Here is a 20,068-nt window from a genome sequence, read left to right on the forward strand (position 1 = left end):
ATTATTTGATGACAGTTTATTGAAAAAAATTATCTTATTTCATCTACAAAATCATGATTTATCCGTAATTTTTAATCAGTTTTAAAATCGTCTGACCCGCACGAGAAGTGATTTGCATATCTGCGTTCATCCTTTCTAAACACCCACTCATACTACGAAGCCCCACACTCAAACCGGCTTGATTGACCAGATCCACATCCCCCCACGCCATTGTCTTCAACTTCCATTATCAACGCCGAGTTTTCATAATAAATTCGGATCTGCACCACGGTCGCATGACTATGCTTCACAATATTGGTTAATGCTTCTTCAGCTACACGCTGTAAGCTTAGACATTCCAATGGAGTAACATCCACTTCCCATTTCGCAGGAACTGACCATTTAGCGTGTATAACGAGCTCATCAAATAACTGATTAAAACGGTGCCTAAAGTTGTTATCGGGGAAGCATATGCTGAAATCAAATTTCCTTCATTTCTGACTTTATACGCATAGCAGAAAATTAAGCTACTTAGATTAAAGCCCAAGATTCACCTAAATATCTATCATCAAGCTTCAATCTAGCGGTATGAACGAAATCAGCACTCCGCATATAGCTACCTTGGGCTTGAAATAAATTTTGTCGCTAAGCAACTCAAAACACCATATTTACAAAGACTGTATCGCGGTAGATTCCTGCAGGTGTCGTTGCATTCACTCGCTCCACCAAACGCACAGCAATCACATAGTTATTTTTGCCAGCGCCTTGCTCTGTAGAAACATTCCACAGATTTTCCATCGCACCTGAAACAGTCATCCGTGTTTTGAGCTTAATCGGGCCATTCGTCACAAAACTACTGCCCGAAGTATCCTGCAAATTACGGCTATTAAAGCGTATGCGGTATTTACCGGAACAATCGACACTAAATGAACTTGCCGCTTGACTATTATAGTAATTCGCCAAGCGCATATTGGTTTCACTGATTCGTCCCATTTCACAACGACTCGGCGCTGCAAATGTCATTGAACTAAATAACGCTGCTGAGATGAGTAAAATACTTTTCATTGGAAATACTCCTTTATTTACACTGCAATGTAATTAATTCAGGAGTTTGGTTTTCTACCTTTTTCGGCACTGTTAACGCTGTTTGGCAAGATCGACCACCACTGGTCCTCACCGTCAACTTGTAGTAGCCTTCAACCAAACCATATAACATTACCGTGCCATCTGAACCCACTGGATAAACATCAGCTTCTGGGGTATCAATTGCAACTTCACTTCCTGCCACAAATTGATGACCTTGTTCATCCAATATTTTGACCAATATTTGTTGTGTATCAAATACTGAAAAATTAATGTTATAACCACGCTGTCTTAACGCAACTAAACGATGTGCAGCATTCGGAACTTTGCTTTCGATCGGCAATTGGTTTTCATCGAATGAAATATCGTAATTAATATAAGGAACGATATCGTGTACAAAGGCATAGCCTTTTTTATTGGTTTTCGCGACTGGAGACATTGATCGCATGACATCAATATCTTCACGACCACCAACATTCACTAAAGCAAAAGCATTATCGACAAAACTGGTCAATGCGTATTGACCACCCAACCACACCATAGCACCACGGTAGCCAACCTGGGTTGTTGAATCATTTTCACTATAGAGATGACTTAGGGTTAAATCGCCTACATCAGTGGACAAACCACCATAGGCATTTAATACCGTTTCATCATTACGATAATCCACACCTAGCGCATAATTTGCACCATATTCACCAAATGCATTTTGGATGAAACGTACACCGCCGGATTTATTGGTACCAGCATCAGCCTGAATACGTTTACCACCACCAAAATTATAAGAAAATGTAATAAAGGCACCTGAGTCATCGCTATTACCAAATTCTTTAAAATAATTGGCGGTATACATTAAATTCTGTGTAATTTCGCGACTCACACCCACTGTAAGCATTTTGCGATCCTCTAATTCAAATAAAGGATCATTAGATTCATACTGGGTTTGTTCGATATAGTTCAGGTTTAAATTTTGAAAGAATGGAAAATTAGCAAAACTTAGATACGCCATATTTTCAAATTTTGGGAAAATATGATTATATTCATAACCCAATGCCCGATAATCATTTGTAGCATAGCGTGAACTCACACCAAAATTGAGTTTCCCGAAATTACGACTGATAGCCAAACCTGCAGAATAGCCATCGTCGTCATCGGTTTTACTGCCTAAAAAAATACTGTCTAAAACAAACCATCGATTGACCGCTTGCGTCCATAGCAGTCCTGCATTTTTTACTTTGTCACTATAGGTTGCACTTGCACCCAACGTGGTACGACTGGTGACACCTCTACGCCAATAGGCTGAACTAAAAAAATCGCGATAATCACTATTTTCTTCGTCATAACTGAAGCGTAGTTTCCCTAATGATATGTTGTAATCATTTAAATCTTCTTTAAGCAATTTACTACTAATTAATACCGGGAAGCTTCGAACAGTGGTATTCCCCAATACATCTTGTACAACCATTTGCGCTGTACCCGCACTTTCAATATTGGCACCTGTTTGTAAGTTATAATCTCCAGGTGAAATCTTTTTCTGATAAATATTTACGCCATCAATATATAAATCAACAGTCGAAGGTAAAACCGCACTGCCTTTTAGACTTGGAATATTCCAATACACAAAATCTGGGCGTGATGTATAGTCTGTACCAAAACTCAAACCACCAAATCGCACACCATGAATTAATGCACTATATGCAGAGGTCGTATCACCAATAATCAGTTTGGTCGCACTTTTAGAAAAATCAAACTCAAGACTACTATTTAACCTGACGAATTTTTCTTCACGATAATCATCACCTTTATTATTTCGATAAAAGGCATTATTTCTTAAAATCCAATTGTCTTTAAACACGCCCAGTTCAGGTAGCACACCAAAATTATTATGTTGAGTATTATTTTCAAAATGCATTTCATAATTAAGAAATGCACCAAAATTTGCAGGCATCGGCTGGCTGATTAAGGTATCAGTTTCTAGCCCAAAGAAATATTTTGATGGAAGATTAATTTTGACGGCTTGCAATTGAGAATCAAATCCAGACTGAATATCTTGATCCGTTACCAAACAAAATGAATTTTTAGTTGCATGTCGTTTCAGAATTTCTACTTTGATTTGCAGCTTATCAAGATCTGCGCACTCTATATAAAACTTGTTATTTTCAGTCAGTAATAATACTTCGCTCTTGCGGTCTACTTCGTTTACCCAAATACTGGTAGGAAATAAATCATCAGGCATATCAACGGCTTCTGCATGAGCAGAATTAGCACATAAAATACAATATAGAAGCAATGTAATTCTGTTCATAGCCACTACTCAACTAAATTAAACTCCAAAGGAGTGTCACCTTTATCTGTTTCCACAACGACTTTATAATTACTAGCACCTTGTAAAGAAACATTCCCGATGTCGTATTGGTTTTTACCTAATGCCAATAAATATTTCATATCGGAAGATTCAGCGACTGTTTTCTTGCTTTTATCGATGACATAAAGTTTTTGGATTTGAATGTGTGATTTTGCTAAATTTTCAACCTGAATAATGGTGCGACCATTCGATTTTTTGGCAATAAATTTCAAATAAGCGGGTTCTTGTTTACCGACAAAAAATGGCACATTAATACTTAATAACAGTGCAATTTTCGATTCAGAGTTCGTCACTTGTGGTAGCTCAGTATAAAGAATACGCCATGCTTCTTCTTGTTGTAGATTCATACTCTCTACAGATTGAGTAAAACCTACACGAACCATTTGTTTTGAATTTGGTTTTAAAATAAAGTTTTTTGGATTGATAATAATATTGGATTCAGGTGAAAGAATATCTTCGCCTGCAGCATTTTGAGTCCATTTAAATGCTTGAGCTTCAAATATACGTGGTGTCTCATCATCCCCTTTCGATTCCAAAGTAAATGTCGCACTGCGATGTTTAGATTTATCGGTTAAATATAATTGCACAGGGCTAATTGAAATACCTGCAAATATTTGAGCACTCAATAAGCAAGTCATTAAACTAAATGAAACGACTTTAAATAAATTTTTCATATACTCACCCCAGTACATTTAAATATTATTATCAATTCAAAATAAAAAGAAGTTGACCCTAACTGTGTAGAATCAACTCCCTAAATTTGGATTAGTAAGCTACTTTGATATATAAAGTATCTTTGTATGTACCAGCACGTTGAGTCGCTGAAATTGCAGTTTTTGGAGCAACAGATACTGTGAAGTTATCAACACTCATACCAGCTACAGGTGTAGAGCCGATTGGATAATTCACACCACCTTTTGTAGTCGTGATTTTTGTAGCTACTTTATCAGTAGTCGTTTCATGTTTTACAAAAGTATCTGCACTTGTGCCTGCATTCATTGTAGATAAATTCAGTGTATATGGAGTGTTTGTTGTAACTTGAAAGCTACTAGCACCTGTATAACTGTCTTCAACGAGTTTGATGTCTTTACCTACCAAAAGCTCACATGCTTTCAGAATCTGTAACTCGATGTCGATTTCGCCTTCACACGGCGCACCGCCACATTGTTTAGATTCTTTTTTACCACCAGCGATTGCAGATGTTGCTGGAAGTGCTACGAACAATGTTGCAGATAGTACTGCGGTTAAAATTTTAGATGTAGACATTTCACTTCTCCATTCTCATATGAGATTTATTAGTATGTGCATCAAAGGATATTTATTAAGAAAAACTAATTAATCTTACTTTCCCTAGGTGCTGATTCATTCTTAATCATGTTGAGAAAAAAAGAACCTAATATGGAAATTTCACACGAATATTCATGTAATATTATTTTTTACAAATATTTAAATTATGTGTTTGTAATATATTAAATATTTTTAATTTTTATGTTTTTATTTAATTTTTCTCTTTATCCCAAATTTTGGGGATTTTTTTCATATCCCTATTTTTTGGTATATTATATCTAATTGTTTTTATTAAATTTAGTAACATTAAAAATAATATAGGCTGTTACATATTTCATCAAATATTTGTGAAATAGTTCAAAATAATTTTCAAACAAAACAATATTACATGAATATTCAACTATATTAATAGTAACGACCGATTAAATTTAAATTTTAAATAGAATATTAAATATATAATCACTACTTTCAGGTATGTCTTTTGAAACGCAATACAAGAATTACGTCACCAAATACTGAGCCTTTGTATTAAATTACAGGTTTTGAAACACGTCTTAGTTTCCAATGTTAAGCTTTTGTAAATCATATTTTCTTTCTTTAAATTTCATTTTTTGTTTTTCCTATTTTTTAGAATCTCATTTATTACGTGATTTATCACATATATATAAATTCACCGCCTCTCTTTCAACACTCATTTTACTTTGCTTTTTTATTCAAAATACGGACTACCTCTTTTAAAACTGCCTGAATTCTTCTTTAGAAAATTCTATAAATAAAAAAGCCCCAAGTTATGGGGCTTTTTAAAAAATTTAACTTACTCACTGACTGGATAAAGCAATCCTTGATCGACTCGAAAGATTTGACCTGATCCAAAGTCGATCTGCTGCAGCTCTCCTTTTAATTTTGGGAAGCCAGCAATTTTCTCCAATTGCGGTGAGCGTTGAAAATTCTTCGTTTTAGGATTGTACAGCCAATAAATAAATCGCTTATCTTCTATTTTTCGACCATCAGAAGTGTCTGAGAGTACAACATCATAGTATCCATCAAAGTTTACATCTAAGAATCCCATACTATTCCCAAAGGCATTAAAGCCTTGTAATGACTGTAGTACCTCGCCATTTGACTTATTTATTACATCTACGCGCTTTAGAGATTTGCCATAAGGCTGATCTGCGGATTGCACTCCATAGAACTTAAACAACAGGATAGGTTTATCTACTGCTTTAAACGCAGGTTCAAACTGTAGATAACTTGTAGATGGTGATGCCGTTTTTTCCATCAGTTCAGCTTTAAACGAGCCTGTATTTGCATTCAAGGTTCCTGCCAATCGATAAGCAGTTGCCGCACTTTGTTCAGTCCCAACATTGACTGAATTCAGATCTATAAAATCAGCTTTTTGAGTCCCTTTAAAGTTAATTTGTTTGGGCTCTTGCAGATCAGTCAAAGTCCCGTGCGGATTCCATATACCAGCATACAAATCTAAGAAATAGCGTCCTTCAGTCGAGCGAAGCATCCGCTGCATGGATATCCGAACATCAGGTAAAGGCTTTAACTCAGGCAGTGTTATATCTGCCTCTTGTGCAAAACTCACCACTGGTAGACAAAGAGCGAGTAAAAGAGAGATTTTTGATATTTTCATTGCAATTACACACTCCATACAGCATGAATAATGCCTACTCTATCACAACCTAAATTCAACACAGATGACACAAATATAGGAGTTTTGAAACCACCTACAACTCAAATCATCAGATTAAATTGGAGTCGCTTTGAAAGCCCAAGTTTCCAAATCTAATGAAATACATTTCAAACCAATATTAAATTGAATACATAGATCTTTCAGCAATTCAAACTGATCTACCTTATGATCAATTACTGGCTTCACAAGCTCTTGCTTTCTTCTAAGATCAATATATGCATTTTTCCCAACATATACTTCAACAAAGGCTTCTTCAGGCAATTTTAACGTATAAATTGGACGCGTTTGCAATTGGACTCTTTGCCAAAGTTGGTCATTGATATATGCATGTATTTTTGTAGAAAAGTGATACCCGAATTGAGCATCGCTAATATTTTTTACAATACGTACTTCCTCTTTGTATGCCCATTCCTGCATTTTATAAAGCAAACCATGCTTTATTAAAACTTCTTCATTATCCCAATTTAAAATATTTGAATTTCCTACCGACATTAATTTTTCAACACTTGCCACATTGGCCTGCTTCGGCGCTGTTTTTAAATATCTCAACTCCCCTTTTGTTGAAGGAATAATAAATTGATCACCATCTTCAAGGCCTGCTTTGCATGTGTCTATTCCGATCACGACACCTTTTTTAACTATCCCCATAATGTGGCCAGATGAGTGGATTTAAAGCGGTTCTAGTCAAACTTAAAATCACATACTTTCTAGAAAACTGATTACGGAATGCCCCTATTGCTACGGATGTCGGTACATCCAAATCATAAAAACCAAAACCAGTGCATTCAAATGGGTCGTTAAAATCTTCTAAATGTGAAAAACCTAGAGATTTTGTTTTCAAAATCGTTAAAGCAGCTTCAAAACTCACATATTTATATAAAATCATTATTCTAACCCACGCTAATATTGGGTTCCTTGTATCATAAAACTCAAAAGATAATTAAATAAATTCTTTTCTTTGCTTACGATTTTGTTCGCTTGGATCCAAAGTATGAACGAGTACAAAACATTGTTTTGTACGAAGTACAACGAGGCAGCACACTGTTTTGAGTGACGCGTAAGGAATGAGAGCACTACTTTTCTATTTTTAAGGCAAGTAACTTTAAATATTAAAAAACCCACTCAAAATGAGTGGGTCTTCGTATTCAAATCAATTGATTCAAGAAATTAGTTTTTCTCTTTATCAACGATTTTGTTCGCTTGGATCCAAGGTACGCAAAAATAGAAAAGTATTCTTTTCTATTTTTAAGGCACGTAACTTTAGATATTAAAAAACCCACTCAAAATGAGTGGGTCTTCATATTCAAATCAATTGATTCAAGAAATTAGTTTTTCTCTTTATCAACGATTTTGTTCGCTTGGATCCAAGGCATCATCGCACGTAACTTGTTACCAGTTACTTCGATACCATGCGCCGCGTTTTGACGACGACGAGCAGTCATAGAAGGATAGTTCAACGCACCTTCTTGGATGAACATCTTCGCGTATTCACCAGATTGAATACGTTTAAGCGCATTACGCATCGCTTCACGAGACTGTTCGTTAATCACTTCAACGCCAGTTACGTATTCACCATATTCAGCATTGTTTGATACTGAGTAGTTCATGTCCGCGATACCGCCTTCGAACATTAAGTCAACGATCAATTTAAGTTCGTGTAGACATTCGAAGTAAGCCATTTCTGGTGCATAACCAGCTTCAACCAAAGTTTCGAAGCCCATTTTAACCAATTCAACAGCACCACCACAAAGAACTGCTTGCTCACCGAAAAGGTCAGTTTCAGTTTCTTCACGGAATGAAGTTTCGATAATACCAGTACGGCCACCACCAACACCTGAAGCGTAAGAAAGCGCAACGTTACGTGCATTACCAGAAGCATCTTGGTGAACAGCGATAAGATCAGGTACACCTGAACCACGTTGGAATTCTGAACGTACAGTATGACCAGGCGCTTTTGGAGCAACCATGATTACGTCAAGGTCAGCACGTGGAACAACTTGGTTATAAAGAACAGAGAAACCATGAGCAAATGCTAGCGTTGCACCTTGCTTGATGTTTGGCTCAATTACGTCACGGTAAAGTTGTGATTGGAACTCATCTGGAGTCAAAATCATAACTAAGTCAGCTTGAGCTACAGCAGCAGGAACTTCTGAAACTTTAAGACCAGCATTTTCAGCTTTTTTCCAAGAAGTAGAACCAGCACGTAGACCTACAGTTACATCAACGCCTGAATCCTTAAGGTTAAGCGCATGAGCATGGCCTTGTGAACCATAACCAATGATTGCTACTTTTTTGCCTTGGATGATAGATAAGTCTGTGTCTTTATCGTAAAAAATTTGCATTGCTGTCTCCGCTAAAATGCTTTTGTTTCCTTTAACTTGATACCGTGATTCTGTTTGATTATTCACGTTTCAAGTACCTCACCCATAGGAGTGAGGTGAATATATAAAATTAGATAGTTAAAACTTTTTCGCCACGTGCGATACCTGAAACACCTGAACGTACAACTTCTAGAATTGTATTTTCAGCTAAGGCATCAATAAAACCATCTATCTTTTCAGTTGTACCTGCGATTTGAATGGTATATGTCGTTGGTGTTACGTCTACGATTTGTCCACGGAAAATATCCGCAGTACGTTTAATTTCTGCGCGCGCTGAACCAAGTGCTTTGACTTTAATTAACATCAATTCACGTTCAATATGAGCACCTTCTGACAAATCAACAACTTTTACAACTTCGACAAGCTTGTTGAGCTGCTTAGTGATTTGTTCAATTTTATGCTCATCGCCATACGTGGTTAAAGTCAAACGCGAAAGCGTCGGATCTTCTGTTGGCGCTACGTTTAATGTCTCAATGTTATAACCACGCTGAGAGAATAAACCTACCAAACGTGAAAGCGCACCTGCTTCGTTTTCTACAAGTACAGAGATAATATGTCTCATTGTGTGCGCTCTCCTTTGCCTAACCACATATCTTTCATTGACTGGCCAGCAACCAACATTGGATATACATGCTCTGAACGGTCAACCATCACGTTAATAAACACGCACTTGTCATTGATCGCCATCGCTTCAGCAAGCTTCGACTCGAGTTCATCCGCATGGTCAATTTGAATACCTACATGACCATACGCCTCCATTAATTTAGGGAAGTCTGGAAGTGACTCAACATACGAGCTTGAGTGACGACCTTCGTAGTTCATGTCTTGCCATTGCTTAACCATACCTAATGCACGGTTATTCAAGCATAGAATTTTTACATTCAAGCCATATTGCTTACATGTAGATAGTTCTTGGATACACATCTGAATCGATGCTTCGCCAGTAATACACACTACTTGTTGATCTGGGAAGGCAAGTTTAGCTGCCATAGCATATGGCAAACCTACACCCATGGTTCCTAGACCACCTGAGTTGATCCATTGACGTGGACGTGTGTATTTGTAGTAAAGCGCACCAAACATTTGGTGTTGACCAACGTCTGAAGTAATGATGGCTTGACTATTGGTAATTTTATCCAACGCTTCAACAACTTGCTGTGGCTTCATCGAACCATCAGTTGGTTTGTCATAGTTCAAACCATGAACTTGGCGCCATTCATTGATTTGTTTCCACCAAGCCCCGATATCTTCAGGATTTGGTTTAGACACATTCAATTGTTTTAATTGCGCCAACATTTCAGTCAATACAGGCTCTACTGCACCCACAATTGGGATGTACGCCATAATTGTTTTTGAAATCGTTGCTGGGTCAATATCAATATGAATGACTTTTGCATTTGGACAGAATTTCGCTGGATTATTGGTTACACGGTCATCGAAGCGCGCGCCTACACACAGAATCACATCTGCATTGTGCATGGTCATATTGGCTTCATAAGTACCATGCATACCCAACATACCAATGAACTGTTCATCATTGCCTGGATACGCACCAAGACCCATTAAGGTACTGGTTACTGGATAACCCAATAAATGTGCAAGTTCTGTCAACTGTGCAGAAGCGTTGCCTTGAACCACACCACCGCCTGAATAAATAATTGGGCGTTTAGCATGAATCAATTCATCAATTGCTTTACGAATTTGACCTGAGTGACCACGATGCGGCGGTTGATACGAACGCATTTTCACTTTTTCAGGATATTCGTAAGCAAATTTCTCTGCAGGATTCGTCGCATCCTTTGGAATATCAACAACAACAGGACCCGGACGGCCACTTGAAGCGATATAAAATGCCTTCTTAATAATCGAAGGGATTTCGCTTGCATGACGTACTTGGAAGCTGTGTTTTACGATTGGGCGCGAAATACCGACCATATCCGTTTCTTGGAACGCATCCTCACCGATAAGATGGCTTGCAACCTGACCTGACAAAATCACCATTGGGATTGAGTCCATATAGGCAGTTGCAATTGGAGTTACGGTATTTGTTGCACCAGGACCAGATGTCACCAATACGACACCTGTTTTACCTGTGACACGTGAGTAAGCATCAGCCATATGACCAGCAGCTTGCTCGTGGCGCACTAGGTAATGATTGATTTTTTCTTGTTGAAATAGCGCATCATAAATATGGAGTACTGCGCCGCCTGGGTATCCAAAAACATGTTCAACGCCTTCGTCCGCTAAAGCGCGAACAAGCATTTCACCACCAGATAAAAGTTCCAACGTGATTCACCCTAATCTTTTTTCACGCACAAATGGAGGGCATTTGTCGTGGTTAATTCATTAACTGTGTGCTCTGTTATAGCACACAAATTTCATAGTTTTCATAGCAATAAGAAAAAAATCTGACCTGCTTGCTGTTTGAGCAATATGGGGTCTAAAACATGTTGGGATAAACATATTTTGTTGGCTTTGTTCAACCTCTCGGCTAGAGAAGAAGTCCATTGCTAAAATGCACTCATTCGAAGGGTGATCGATCTAAGGCATATAAAACTAAAGACAGCATTTTTGTAGTTTCAACCATTAAAGTCAAGTTTAAAAATGGGCTTTTTTCTGATTACTTACAGACCGTTTGTTTTTTAAGCACACTCCCGTTCTTTGCATTCTTTGTAGTTTGTTTATTTATAACCAGTTAGCATGTATTTAATAAAATACTTTTATAAATCTAATAAATAAATTAAATGAATTGCTGTGGGTTTTTAATTCAATTGCCTCACTTTCAACTTAAGGCATGGATTAAATGATAAAAACACAATATTTTGATTGCTTATTAATTCCACAATTCATCATTCACAAAGTTATTCATCCCACGCGATGTCCCTTTTATCCTTTGTGCTAAAAAATGCATAGATTCTACTGTCAAAAAAGCGCAAAATTTTCAGCATAATTTTGCATGATCACTCTAACTATGGGACTGAATTTATGATGAAGAAGACGATTGCTCGCACTGCCTGTATTTTATCTAGCATGGCATTTTGCCTGACCAGTTTGGACCTTTCAGCGAAAGAATATTACAAGTGGGTGGATGCAAAAGGTTCAACGCATTACACCACCACGCCACCGCCAAAAAATGCGCAGCGTAAAGGTAAAGTGAATACCTATGGTGCAACAACGACTACGCAATCAACTCCAGCAAAAAACCAAGAAGAGGTTTCACGTGAAGCCGAACAGTCGAATGAACAAAATGAGCAACTAGCGGAACAACAACGCGAAGCCAATGCAGCGCTCCGCCAAGGTCAAGCCGTAGCCTCCGCACCACAATAATTTACGCCAAAGCCTTCAATTTTGACTTAAATTATTTACATCTACACAGCATCGCAAAATTCACTCTAGGCGTATTTTGCGCTATGCTGTAGCACAAACTTTTTAACCGTTATTTCTATTTACGTTTATGACTACTCACATTGACCCTGAATATCAAGCCAGTGCGATTGAACCTACAGTCCAACAAGACTGGGAAAATCGCAAAGCCTTTAAAGTTGCCGACCAAGTAGAAGGACCACGTCGTTATATCCTCTCTATGTTCCCTTATCCAAGTGGCAAACTGCATATGGGTCATGTGCGTAACTACACCATTGGTGATGTGATCAGCCGTTTCCACCGTTTACAAGGTGAAACTGTGCTACAACCCATGGGTTGGGATGCTTTCGGTTTGCCTGCTGAAAACGCGGCAATTGCACATCAAGTCGCTCCTGCAAAATGGACTTTTGAAAACATTGATTACATGCGTAATCAGCTTAAAAAGTTAGGTCTTTCTGTAGATTGGGATCGTGAATTTGCAACTTGCACACCTGAATACTACCGCTGGGAACAATGGTTATTCGTACAGCTTTATAAAAAAGGTTTAATTTACCGTAAGCTTTCAACAGTGAACTGGGACCCAGTAGACCAAACTGTTTTAGCAAACGAACAAGTTGAAAATGGTCGTGGCTGGCGTTCTGGTGCATTGGTCGAAAAACGTGATATTCCAATGTACTACTTCCGCATCACTGACTATGCGCAAGAATTACTTGACGATTTAGAAACATTAAAAGACGGCTGGCCACAGCAAGTTTTAACCATGCAACGTAACTGGATTGGTCGCTCACAGGGTATGGAAATTACCTTCCCTTCAGCGAATCCAGACGTTTATGCAGATGGTTTAACTGTATTTACCACTCGTGCTGACACACTCATGGGTGTGACTTATGTTGCAGTTGCAGCAGAGCACCCAATGGCACTTAAAGCTGCGGAAAACAATCCAGAGCTTACTGCATTTATTGAAGAATGCCGTATGGGTTCTGTTGCTGAAGCAGACCTTGCGACTGCTGAAAAGAAAGGCATGGCAACAGGTTTGTCAGTTAAGCACCCAGTTACAGGTGAAGAAGTTCCTGTTTGGATCGCAAACTACGTCTTGATGTCTTACGGTTCAGGTGCGGTGATGGCAGTGCCTTCACACGATGAACGTGACTTCGAATTTGCCAACAAATATGGCTTAACCATCAAGCAAGTGATTGATGCCAAAGGTGCAGACGATGCAGACTTTGACGCAACCACTTGGCAAGAATGGTACGGTTCTAAAGAAGGCAAACTGGTGAATTCAGGCGAATTTGACGGTTTAGATTTCCAAGGCGCATTCGATGCATTCCTTGCAAAACTTGAGCCTCAAAAGCTTGCAAATGTAAAAGTTCAATTCCGTTTACGTGACTGGGGTGTTTCTCGTCAGCGTTATTGGGGTTGTCCAATTCCTATGATCAACTGTGAAAAATGTGGTCAGGTTCCAGTACCTGAAGAACAGCTTCCAGTTGTATTGCCAACGGACGTGGTGCCGGATGGTTCAGGCAACCCACTAAACAAAATGCCTGAATTCTACGAAACAACTTGTCCATGCTGTGGTGGCGACGCTCGTCGTGAAACAGATACGCTAGATACCTTTGTAGAATCGTCTTGGTACTATGCGCGTTACGCATCTCCAGACTTTACGGATGGCATGGTGAAACCTGAAGCGGGTCAAACTTGGCTTCCTGTGAACCAATACATCGGTGGTGTTGAACATGCGATTCTGCACTTACTCTATGCACGCTTCTTCCACAAATTGATGCGTGATGAAGGCGTCGTTCAAGGTAACGAGCCATTCACCAACTTGCTTACTCAAGGTATGGTGCTTGCGGATACCTACTACCGTGAAGCTGATTCAGGTAAGAAGACTTGGTTTAACCCTGCTGACATCGAACTTGAAAAAGACGAAAAAGGTCGTATCACTTCTGCGAAATACAAAGAAGATGGTCAAGACGTGATCGTTGGCGGTCAAGAGAAAATGTCGAAATCGAAAAATAACGGTATCGACCCGCAAGCGATTATTGATCAATACGGCGCAGATACTGCACGTGTATTCATGATGTTCGCTGCACCACCAGATCAATCACTAGAATGGTCTGACGCTGGTGTTGAAGGTGCAAACCGTTTCTTAAAACGTGTATGGCGCCTAGCAACAGGTTTCCTTGAACAAGGCAACTCTGCTGTAAACATCGACAAAGCGACACTTTCTACCGCTGCACAAGACTTACGTCGTAAAACACACGAAACCATTCAAAAAGTGGGTGATGACATTGCACGTCGTCATGCCTTCAACACCGCGATTGCTGCGATGATGGAACTTTTGAATGCAAACAATAAGTTTGAAGCCAAAGATGACAATGACGTTGCCGTTGCACGTGAATCAATCATTACCCTTCTAACTTTACTTGCTCCGTTTGCACCACATTTAAGCCAAACCTTATTGGCTGAGTTTGGTATCGAATTAACATCAGCACGCTTCCCTGCGGTAGATGAATCTGCGCTGACTCGCAATACACAAACGATTGTAGTGCAAGTGAACGGTAAACTTCGTGGCAAATTAGAAGTGTCTGTCGATGCCTCTAAAGATGACATTTTGGCACAAGCAAAAGCATTACCTGAAGTTCAGCAATTCTTGACTGGTCCAACCAAGAAAGAAATTGTGGTGCCGAATAAATTAGTGAACTTGGTGGTTTAAATTCCTTATATTTCCTTCTCCCTTTGGGAGAAGGTTGGGATGAGGGTAATTAACCTCTCCCTAACCCTCTCCTATGAGGAGAGGGAACAAAAGGATTTCACAATTCCCAAACAAAGCCCGTTGCCAGTCAACGGGCTTTGACTTTACAATCCACACAGGATTTCAACATTATCCCTTCGGGAAACAGAGGACACTTTATGCACTTGGTTCAACGTGTTGCTGCAATTGTATTAACTATGGGCCTGAGCGCAGGCATGGTCGGTTGTGGTTTTCATTTAAAAGGCACCAACCCTGCTGCTGTACCTGTAGCCTATTCCAATATGCGATTGGCACTTCCTGAAGATACGGATGACTTACATGAAAAGTTAGCGATTTATTTAGGTTCTGCGGGTGTGCAACTGAGTAATAATCAAAATGCCTATGTCTTACATGTGTTGGATTACACTCCACGTCGTTTAGAACTCAATGGTAAATTGGTTGAAACTTTACTGCGCTTGAACGTGACGTTCCAAATTGAAGATGCTCAAGGCAATCCTGTAACTGAACCCCGTACATTGATGGCAACACGTAGCTACCAATACGACGTTGCAACCGTGAACACCGATGACCAAGAAGAAAAATATTTAAAACAAGTGATTATTGATGACATTGCACAACAGATCGTGCGCCAAATTTCATCAAACCGCTTACCGAAAGCAAACCCACTAACTGCACCAACCAAAGCTGAGTAATTTTGATTTATGAAACTTGACTATCTTCAGGCATTAAAACGTGTAGATGAAGCGCAAGGTGCCTGGGTGCTACATGGTCAAGAGCCATTACTTGAACAAAATCTCCTTGATGCATTTCGTAAGAGTTGGAACGCTAGAGAAATCGAGCGTCAACGTTATGACATTAGCTCTGCTGCTGATTGGAAAAATGTCTTTAATGCTTTAAATAGCTTGTCATTATTTTCCAGTCAACTGGCAATTGAGGCACATGGCAGCATTAAACCCGATGCCAATGGACTAAAACTGTTAAAAAGCTATTTGCAGCAAAATGAAAGCAACTTGCTGCTCGTGGTCATGCCAAAGCAAGACAGTGCGAGTTTAAAGACCAGTTTTTTCCAAACCATTGATGCCAATGGAGTCAATGTTGCACTGACTGCAAACTACCCTAAAGATCGTCAGCAAATTTTGGCCGTTGAAGCACAAAAGCTTGGCATTCAACTCGCCAATGATGCTTGGCAATGGCTAGAACAGCATCATGAGCACAATTTACTGGCGGCAAAAAATAGTTTAATGCGTGTCGCAGATACTTTTCCTGAAGCAGAGATGATTCAGATTGATCATCTGTACTCTTGCTTACAAGATCAGTCACGCTATACCACCTATGATTTAAATGATGCCATGCTGCAAGGCAATTTGGCGCAATCAATTAAAATTTTTCAATACTTAATCGCTTCAGGCGAGCCGATGTCGCTGATTTTATGGAGTATCAGTAAGGAAATGCGTTTGCTGATGCAACTGTTTGAGCAGCCACAAAATGCCTTGCAAATCGGTATTTGGAAAACCAAAGTCGGGCTGTATCAACAAGCGTTACGCCGTTTAAATGCGAACGATTTTTTGACTTGGCCTGCCCTATTACTTCGTTTAGACGCGTCAATAAAAGGTTTAGGTCATGAAAATCCTGAGCACTTGGTACAACAAGCTATTGCCAGCTTGTGTGGGCGCAGACTCTTCTAGTCTAATAAAATGCTGTAATAACTTGCATTCCAGTATAAAAGAATAATTATCATTACTATTTGTTCAAAAAGTTCACAATTTATCCGTATTTAAATCTTATAATTCATTCATCTTTATAAACTTTTAACTGCCAATCATGCCAAAAATAAAACCAGCAAAATTGATCGTAGCCATCATCGTTGCTTTGGCAATCGCTGTCACTGCATGGCATTTCCTAAAACCTAAAGAAACTCAGCCGCAATATATTACTGCTGAAGTGAGTCGTGGTGACATTGAAAACACTGTGCTTGCAACAGGTGTACTTGAAGCAACCAAAATGGTGAGTGTTGGTGCACAGGTTTCTGGTCAGGTGAAAAAGATGTATGTGCAGCTCGGCGATGAAGTTAAACAAGGTCAGCTGATTGCCCGTATTGACTCGGTACGTCAGGAAAATGATTTAAAAACTGCAGAAGCCAGCATCAAAAACCAACAAGCGCAATTGGCAGTTAAACAAGCAAATCTTGCAAAAGTCCAAGCTGAATATAACCGTCAACAAGCAATGTACGCTCAAGACGCGACTAGTCGTGCAGAACTTGAATCTGCGCTAGCAAGTTATAAAACTGCGCAAGCTGATATTGCAGCCATTAATGCACAAATCGAACAATCACGTTTAACTTTAGCGACTGCAAAAGAAGACTTAGGTTATACGCAAATTGTTGCACCTATGGATGGAACCATCGTGGCGATTGTGACTGAAGAAGGTCAAACCGTAAATGCCAACCAAAGTGCGCCAACCATTGTGAAATTGGCAAAACTCGACACCATGACCATTAAAGCTGAAATTTCTGAAGCCGATGTGATGAAAGTCCAAGAAGGTCAAAACGTTTATTTTACAACCTTGGGCGACAGTGAAACAAAACACTATGCTACCCTGCGCCAAGTTGAACCTGCGCCAAACTCAATTAACACCGAAAGTAACAACAACACCTCTTCGTCTTCAAGTACTGCGGTTTACTACAATGCGTTATTTGATGTCCCAAATGAAGACGGTAAATTGCGTATCGATATGACTGCTCAGGTGTATATCATTTTAGATGAAGCCAAGAATGTCTTGACTGTACCTGCCGCAGCCGTTCAAACCTCGAACCGTCCACAACGTAGCCGTAATAATGCATCTGCAAATGGTGAATCTGCTGATAAAAAAGCCAGCGCAGAAGCTAGATCGAACAAAGACAATCCAAACCGTCCTAAACGTTTAGAACTGACTGAAGCTGAAAAAGCATTGGTCAAACAAGGTAAAGCCAGTGTTGCGATGGTTCGTGTACTACAAGCCGATGGTTCAGCTCAACCACAACAGGTATTACTCGGTTTAAATAACCGTGTGACCGCACAAGTGATCCGTGGCTTAAAACAGGGTGACAAAGTCGTGATTGCCGACGGTTCAGATACCTCTAATGATTCAGCGAAACGCAGCAACCGTGGTGGTGCTGGCGGCCCAATGAGAATGTAATGATGAGTCGAAATCAGACGCCTCTACTCGAGGTCAAGAATCTGACTCGTGAATTCCCTGCTGGTGAAAGCACAGTCCAGATTCTAAAAGGGGTCAATCTTGAGATTTACCCAGGTGAACTGGTGGCGATTGTAGGTCAGTCCGGTTCTGGTAAATCAACCCTAATGAACATTTTGGGGTGCCTTGATAAGCCAACCAATGGCAGCTACAAAGTCAAAGGGCGTGAAACCCGTGAACTTGAACCAGATGAACTGGCACAGTTACGCCGTGAATATTTTGGCTTTATTTTCCAACGCTATCACTTACTCGGTGATTTGAATGCTGCAGGTAACGTCGAAGTTCCTGCAATCTATGCCGGTGCAGATGCAACCGAACGCAATGCACGTGCCAAGCAACTGCTGACTGACTTAGGACTGGGTGAAAAAACCCAAAACCGTCCGAGCCAACTCTCGGGTGGTCAGCAACAACGTGTGTCGATTGCGCGTGCCCTCATGAATGGTGGCGATGTTATTCTTGCCGATGAACCCACCGGTGCATTGGATAAGAATAGTGGTATTGAAGTGATGCGGATTTTGCGCGAACTCAATGCCAAAGGTCATACCATTATTTTGGTCACGCACGACCATAATGTTGCAAAAAATGCGACTCGAATTATTGAAATTTCTGACGGTAATATCATCTCAGATCTGCCCAATGTACCTGAAACAGATGATGAACCTTTAGAAAAGCAACAACTCGTTCCAAATACCCAGAAAAAAACCTCGAGCTGGCGCTCAGCCGTTGACCGCCTTGGTGAAGCCTTCCGTATGGCGATCCTTGCCATGAATGCACACCGGATGCGTACATTTTTAACCATGCTCGGGATCATTATTGGTATCGCTTCTGTGGTTTCTGTTGTGGCTCTTGGGAATGGTTCACAAAAGCAAATTTTAGAAAATATCAGCAGTTTAGGTACCAATACCATCACGGTGTATCAAGGTCGAGGCTTTGGTGATAATTCCAGATCCTCCCAAGTAAAAACATTGGTTCCAGCCGATGCGACAGCCCTTGCTGAGCAACCTTATGTCGATGGCGTTAGTCCTTCGGTTAATTCATCTGTTACAGCACGTTTTAAAGATACAGAAGCGTCGACCACAGTGAATGGCGTGAGTGAAGATTTCTTCTATGTCAAAGGAATGAACTTCGCTTCGGGTCAGCCTTTTGATAAAGAAAGCGTGACTGAGCAAGCGCAAGATGTGGTGATTGATAGTAATACTAAAAATACCTTCTTTGCCGATGGCACCAACCCTGTGGGTCAAGTCATTTTATTAGGCAGTGTGCCGAGCCGTATCATTGGCGTGATCGAAGAACAAAAAAGCATGATGGGTAACTCAGATAGCCTGAATGTGTATTTGCCCTATTCAACGGTCATGAGTCGTATGTTAGGTCAGTCGAATGTACGCAGCATCATTGTCCGCGTAAAAGATGAATACCCAAGTGCTGCGGCTGAGAACGCCATATTGAACTTGTTGGTGCAACGTCATGGCGCGCAAGATGTCTTTACACAAAACTCTGATAGTATCCGTGAAACCATTCAACAAACCACTGCAACAATGACTTTACTAGTTTCAGCGATTGCGGTGATTTCATTGATCGTAGGTGGTATCGGAGTCATGAACATTATGTTGGTTTCTGTGACTGAGCGTACTCAAGAAATTGGTGTACGTATGGCCGTGGGTGCCCGTCAAAGTGACATTCTGCAACAGTTCCTGATTGAGGCGGTGTTGGTGTGTATCTTAGGCGGTGTGCTTGGGGTTTTATTATCTTTAGGTATTGGACAATTGATTAGTCATTTTGCCGGTGGAACATTCCAAATGGCCTATTCAACAACGTCTATCGTTGCTGCATTTGTCTGCTCAAGTATGATTGGTATTGTGTTTGGCTTTATTCCTGCACGTAATGCCGCACAGCTTAACCCTGTCGATGCGCTTTCTCGCGAATAAGGA

The 20,068-nt window shown here is 40.0% G+C and carries 17 protein-coding genes; 6 read left to right on the forward strand and 11 right to left on the reverse strand.

All coding sequences use genetic code 11. The features are described from left to right. Nucleotides 1-152: 152 nt before the first annotated feature. The 11 genes from MST18_RS13000 to MST18_RS13050 form a co-directional block, all read right to left on the reverse strand. Complete coding sequence (locus MST18_RS13000) at nt 153-356, reverse strand: ATP-binding protein (RefSeq protein WP_180132662.1); 204 nt, start codon at nt 354-356, stop codon at nt 153-155. Between the two features lie 277 nt (nt 357-633). Beyond that, nucleotides 634-1,044, reverse strand: coding sequence for a hypothetical protein (locus MST18_RS13005; RefSeq protein WP_180007213.1), 411 nt, complete (start codon nt 1,042-1,044; stop codon nt 634-636). A gap of 13 nt (nt 1,045-1,057) precedes the next feature. After that, a complete protein-coding gene (locus MST18_RS13010) occupies nt 1,058-3,367 on the reverse strand; it encodes a fimbria/pilus outer membrane usher protein (protein ID WP_180132663.1) in 2,310 nt (769 codons plus the stop codon). 5 nt (nt 3,368-3,372) lie between these two features. Continuing rightward, nucleotides 3,373-4,101 carry a molecular chaperone gene (locus tag MST18_RS13015; protein WP_180132664.1) on the reverse strand — a complete coding sequence of 243 codons (729 nt, stop codon included), beginning with the start codon at nt 4,099-4,101 and terminating at the stop codon, nt 3,373-3,375. A 91-nt stretch (nt 4,102-4,192) separates the two neighbouring features. After that, entirely contained in the window at nt 4,193-4,693 is a 501-nt protein-coding gene (locus tag MST18_RS13020) for a hypothetical protein (RefSeq protein WP_078192670.1), read from the reverse strand. An 835-nt stretch (nt 4,694-5,528) separates the two neighbouring features. Continuing rightward, a complete protein-coding gene (locus tag MST18_RS13025) occupies nt 5,529-6,353 on the reverse strand; it encodes a hypothetical protein (protein ID WP_257227484.1) in 825 nt (274 codons plus the stop codon). 114 nt (nt 6,354-6,467) lie between these two features. Next, entirely contained in the window at nt 6,468-7,061 is a 594-nt protein-coding gene (locus tag MST18_RS13030) for a hypothetical protein (protein ID WP_180132666.1), read from the reverse strand. Next, nucleotides 7,048-7,299, reverse strand: coding sequence for a hypothetical protein (locus MST18_RS13035; protein WP_078192672.1), 252 nt, complete (start codon nt 7,297-7,299; stop codon nt 7,048-7,050). Before MST18_RS13035 ends, MST18_RS13030 begins: the two co-directional genes overlap by 14 nt. Nucleotides 7,300-7,738: 439 nt before the next feature. Next, a complete protein-coding gene (gene ilvC / locus MST18_RS13040; RefSeq protein ID WP_078192867.1) occupies nt 7,739-8,755 on the reverse strand; it encodes a ketol-acid reductoisomerase in 1,017 nt (338 codons plus the stop codon). A gap of 109 nt (nt 8,756-8,864) precedes the next feature. Continuing rightward, the gene (gene ilvN, locus MST18_RS13045; RefSeq protein WP_078189625.1) at nt 8,865-9,356 is read right to left on the reverse strand and encodes an acetolactate synthase small subunit; all 492 of its coding nucleotides are present in this window, start codon (nt 9,354-9,356) and stop codon (nt 8,865-8,867) included. Continuing rightward, entirely contained in the window at nt 9,353-11,080 is a 1,728-nt protein-coding gene (locus MST18_RS13050; protein ID WP_180132667.1) for an acetolactate synthase 3 large subunit, read from the reverse strand. Before MST18_RS13050 ends, ilvN begins: the two co-directional genes overlap by 4 nt. Nucleotides 11,081-11,779: 699 nt before the next feature. Here MST18_RS13050 and MST18_RS13055 point away from each other — a divergent pair. From MST18_RS13055 to MST18_RS13080, 6 genes are all read left to right on the forward strand, one after another. Further along, complete coding sequence (locus MST18_RS13055; protein WP_257227485.1) at nt 11,780-12,121, forward strand: DUF4124 domain-containing protein; 342 nt, start codon at nt 11,780-11,782, stop codon at nt 12,119-12,121. 127 nt (nt 12,122-12,248) lie between these two features. Continuing rightward, on the forward strand, nt 12,249-14,870 hold the full coding sequence (leuS, locus tag MST18_RS13060; RefSeq protein ID WP_180132668.1) for a leucine--tRNA ligase: 2,622 nt from the start codon (nt 12,249-12,251) through the stop codon (nt 14,868-14,870). Between the two features lie 197 nt (nt 14,871-15,067). Beyond that, nucleotides 15,068-15,601, forward strand: coding sequence for an LPS assembly lipoprotein LptE (gene lptE / locus MST18_RS13065; RefSeq protein WP_078192675.1), 534 nt, complete (start codon nt 15,068-15,070; stop codon nt 15,599-15,601). A 9-nt stretch (nt 15,602-15,610) separates the two neighbouring features. Then, nucleotides 15,611-16,594 carry a DNA polymerase III subunit delta gene (holA, locus tag MST18_RS13070; RefSeq protein WP_180109003.1) on the forward strand — a complete coding sequence of 328 codons (984 nt, stop codon included), beginning with the start codon at nt 15,611-15,613 and terminating at the stop codon, nt 16,592-16,594. 136 nt (nt 16,595-16,730) lie between these two features. Continuing rightward, on the forward strand, nt 16,731-18,083 hold the full coding sequence (locus MST18_RS13075) for a MacA family efflux pump subunit (RefSeq protein WP_180132669.1): 1,353 nt from the start codon (nt 16,731-16,733) through the stop codon (nt 18,081-18,083). A 2-nt stretch (nt 18,084-18,085) separates the two neighbouring features. Next, on the forward strand, nt 18,086-20,065 hold the full coding sequence (locus MST18_RS13080) for a MacB family efflux pump subunit (protein ID WP_180132670.1): 1,980 nt from the start codon (nt 18,086-18,088) through the stop codon (nt 20,063-20,065). Nucleotides 20,066-20,068 lie beyond the last annotated feature (3 nt).

This window comes from Acinetobacter sp. YH12068_T (assembly GCF_024606005.1).
Taxonomy (GTDB): Bacteria; Pseudomonadota; Gammaproteobacteria; order Pseudomonadales; family Moraxellaceae; genus Acinetobacter; species Acinetobacter amyesii.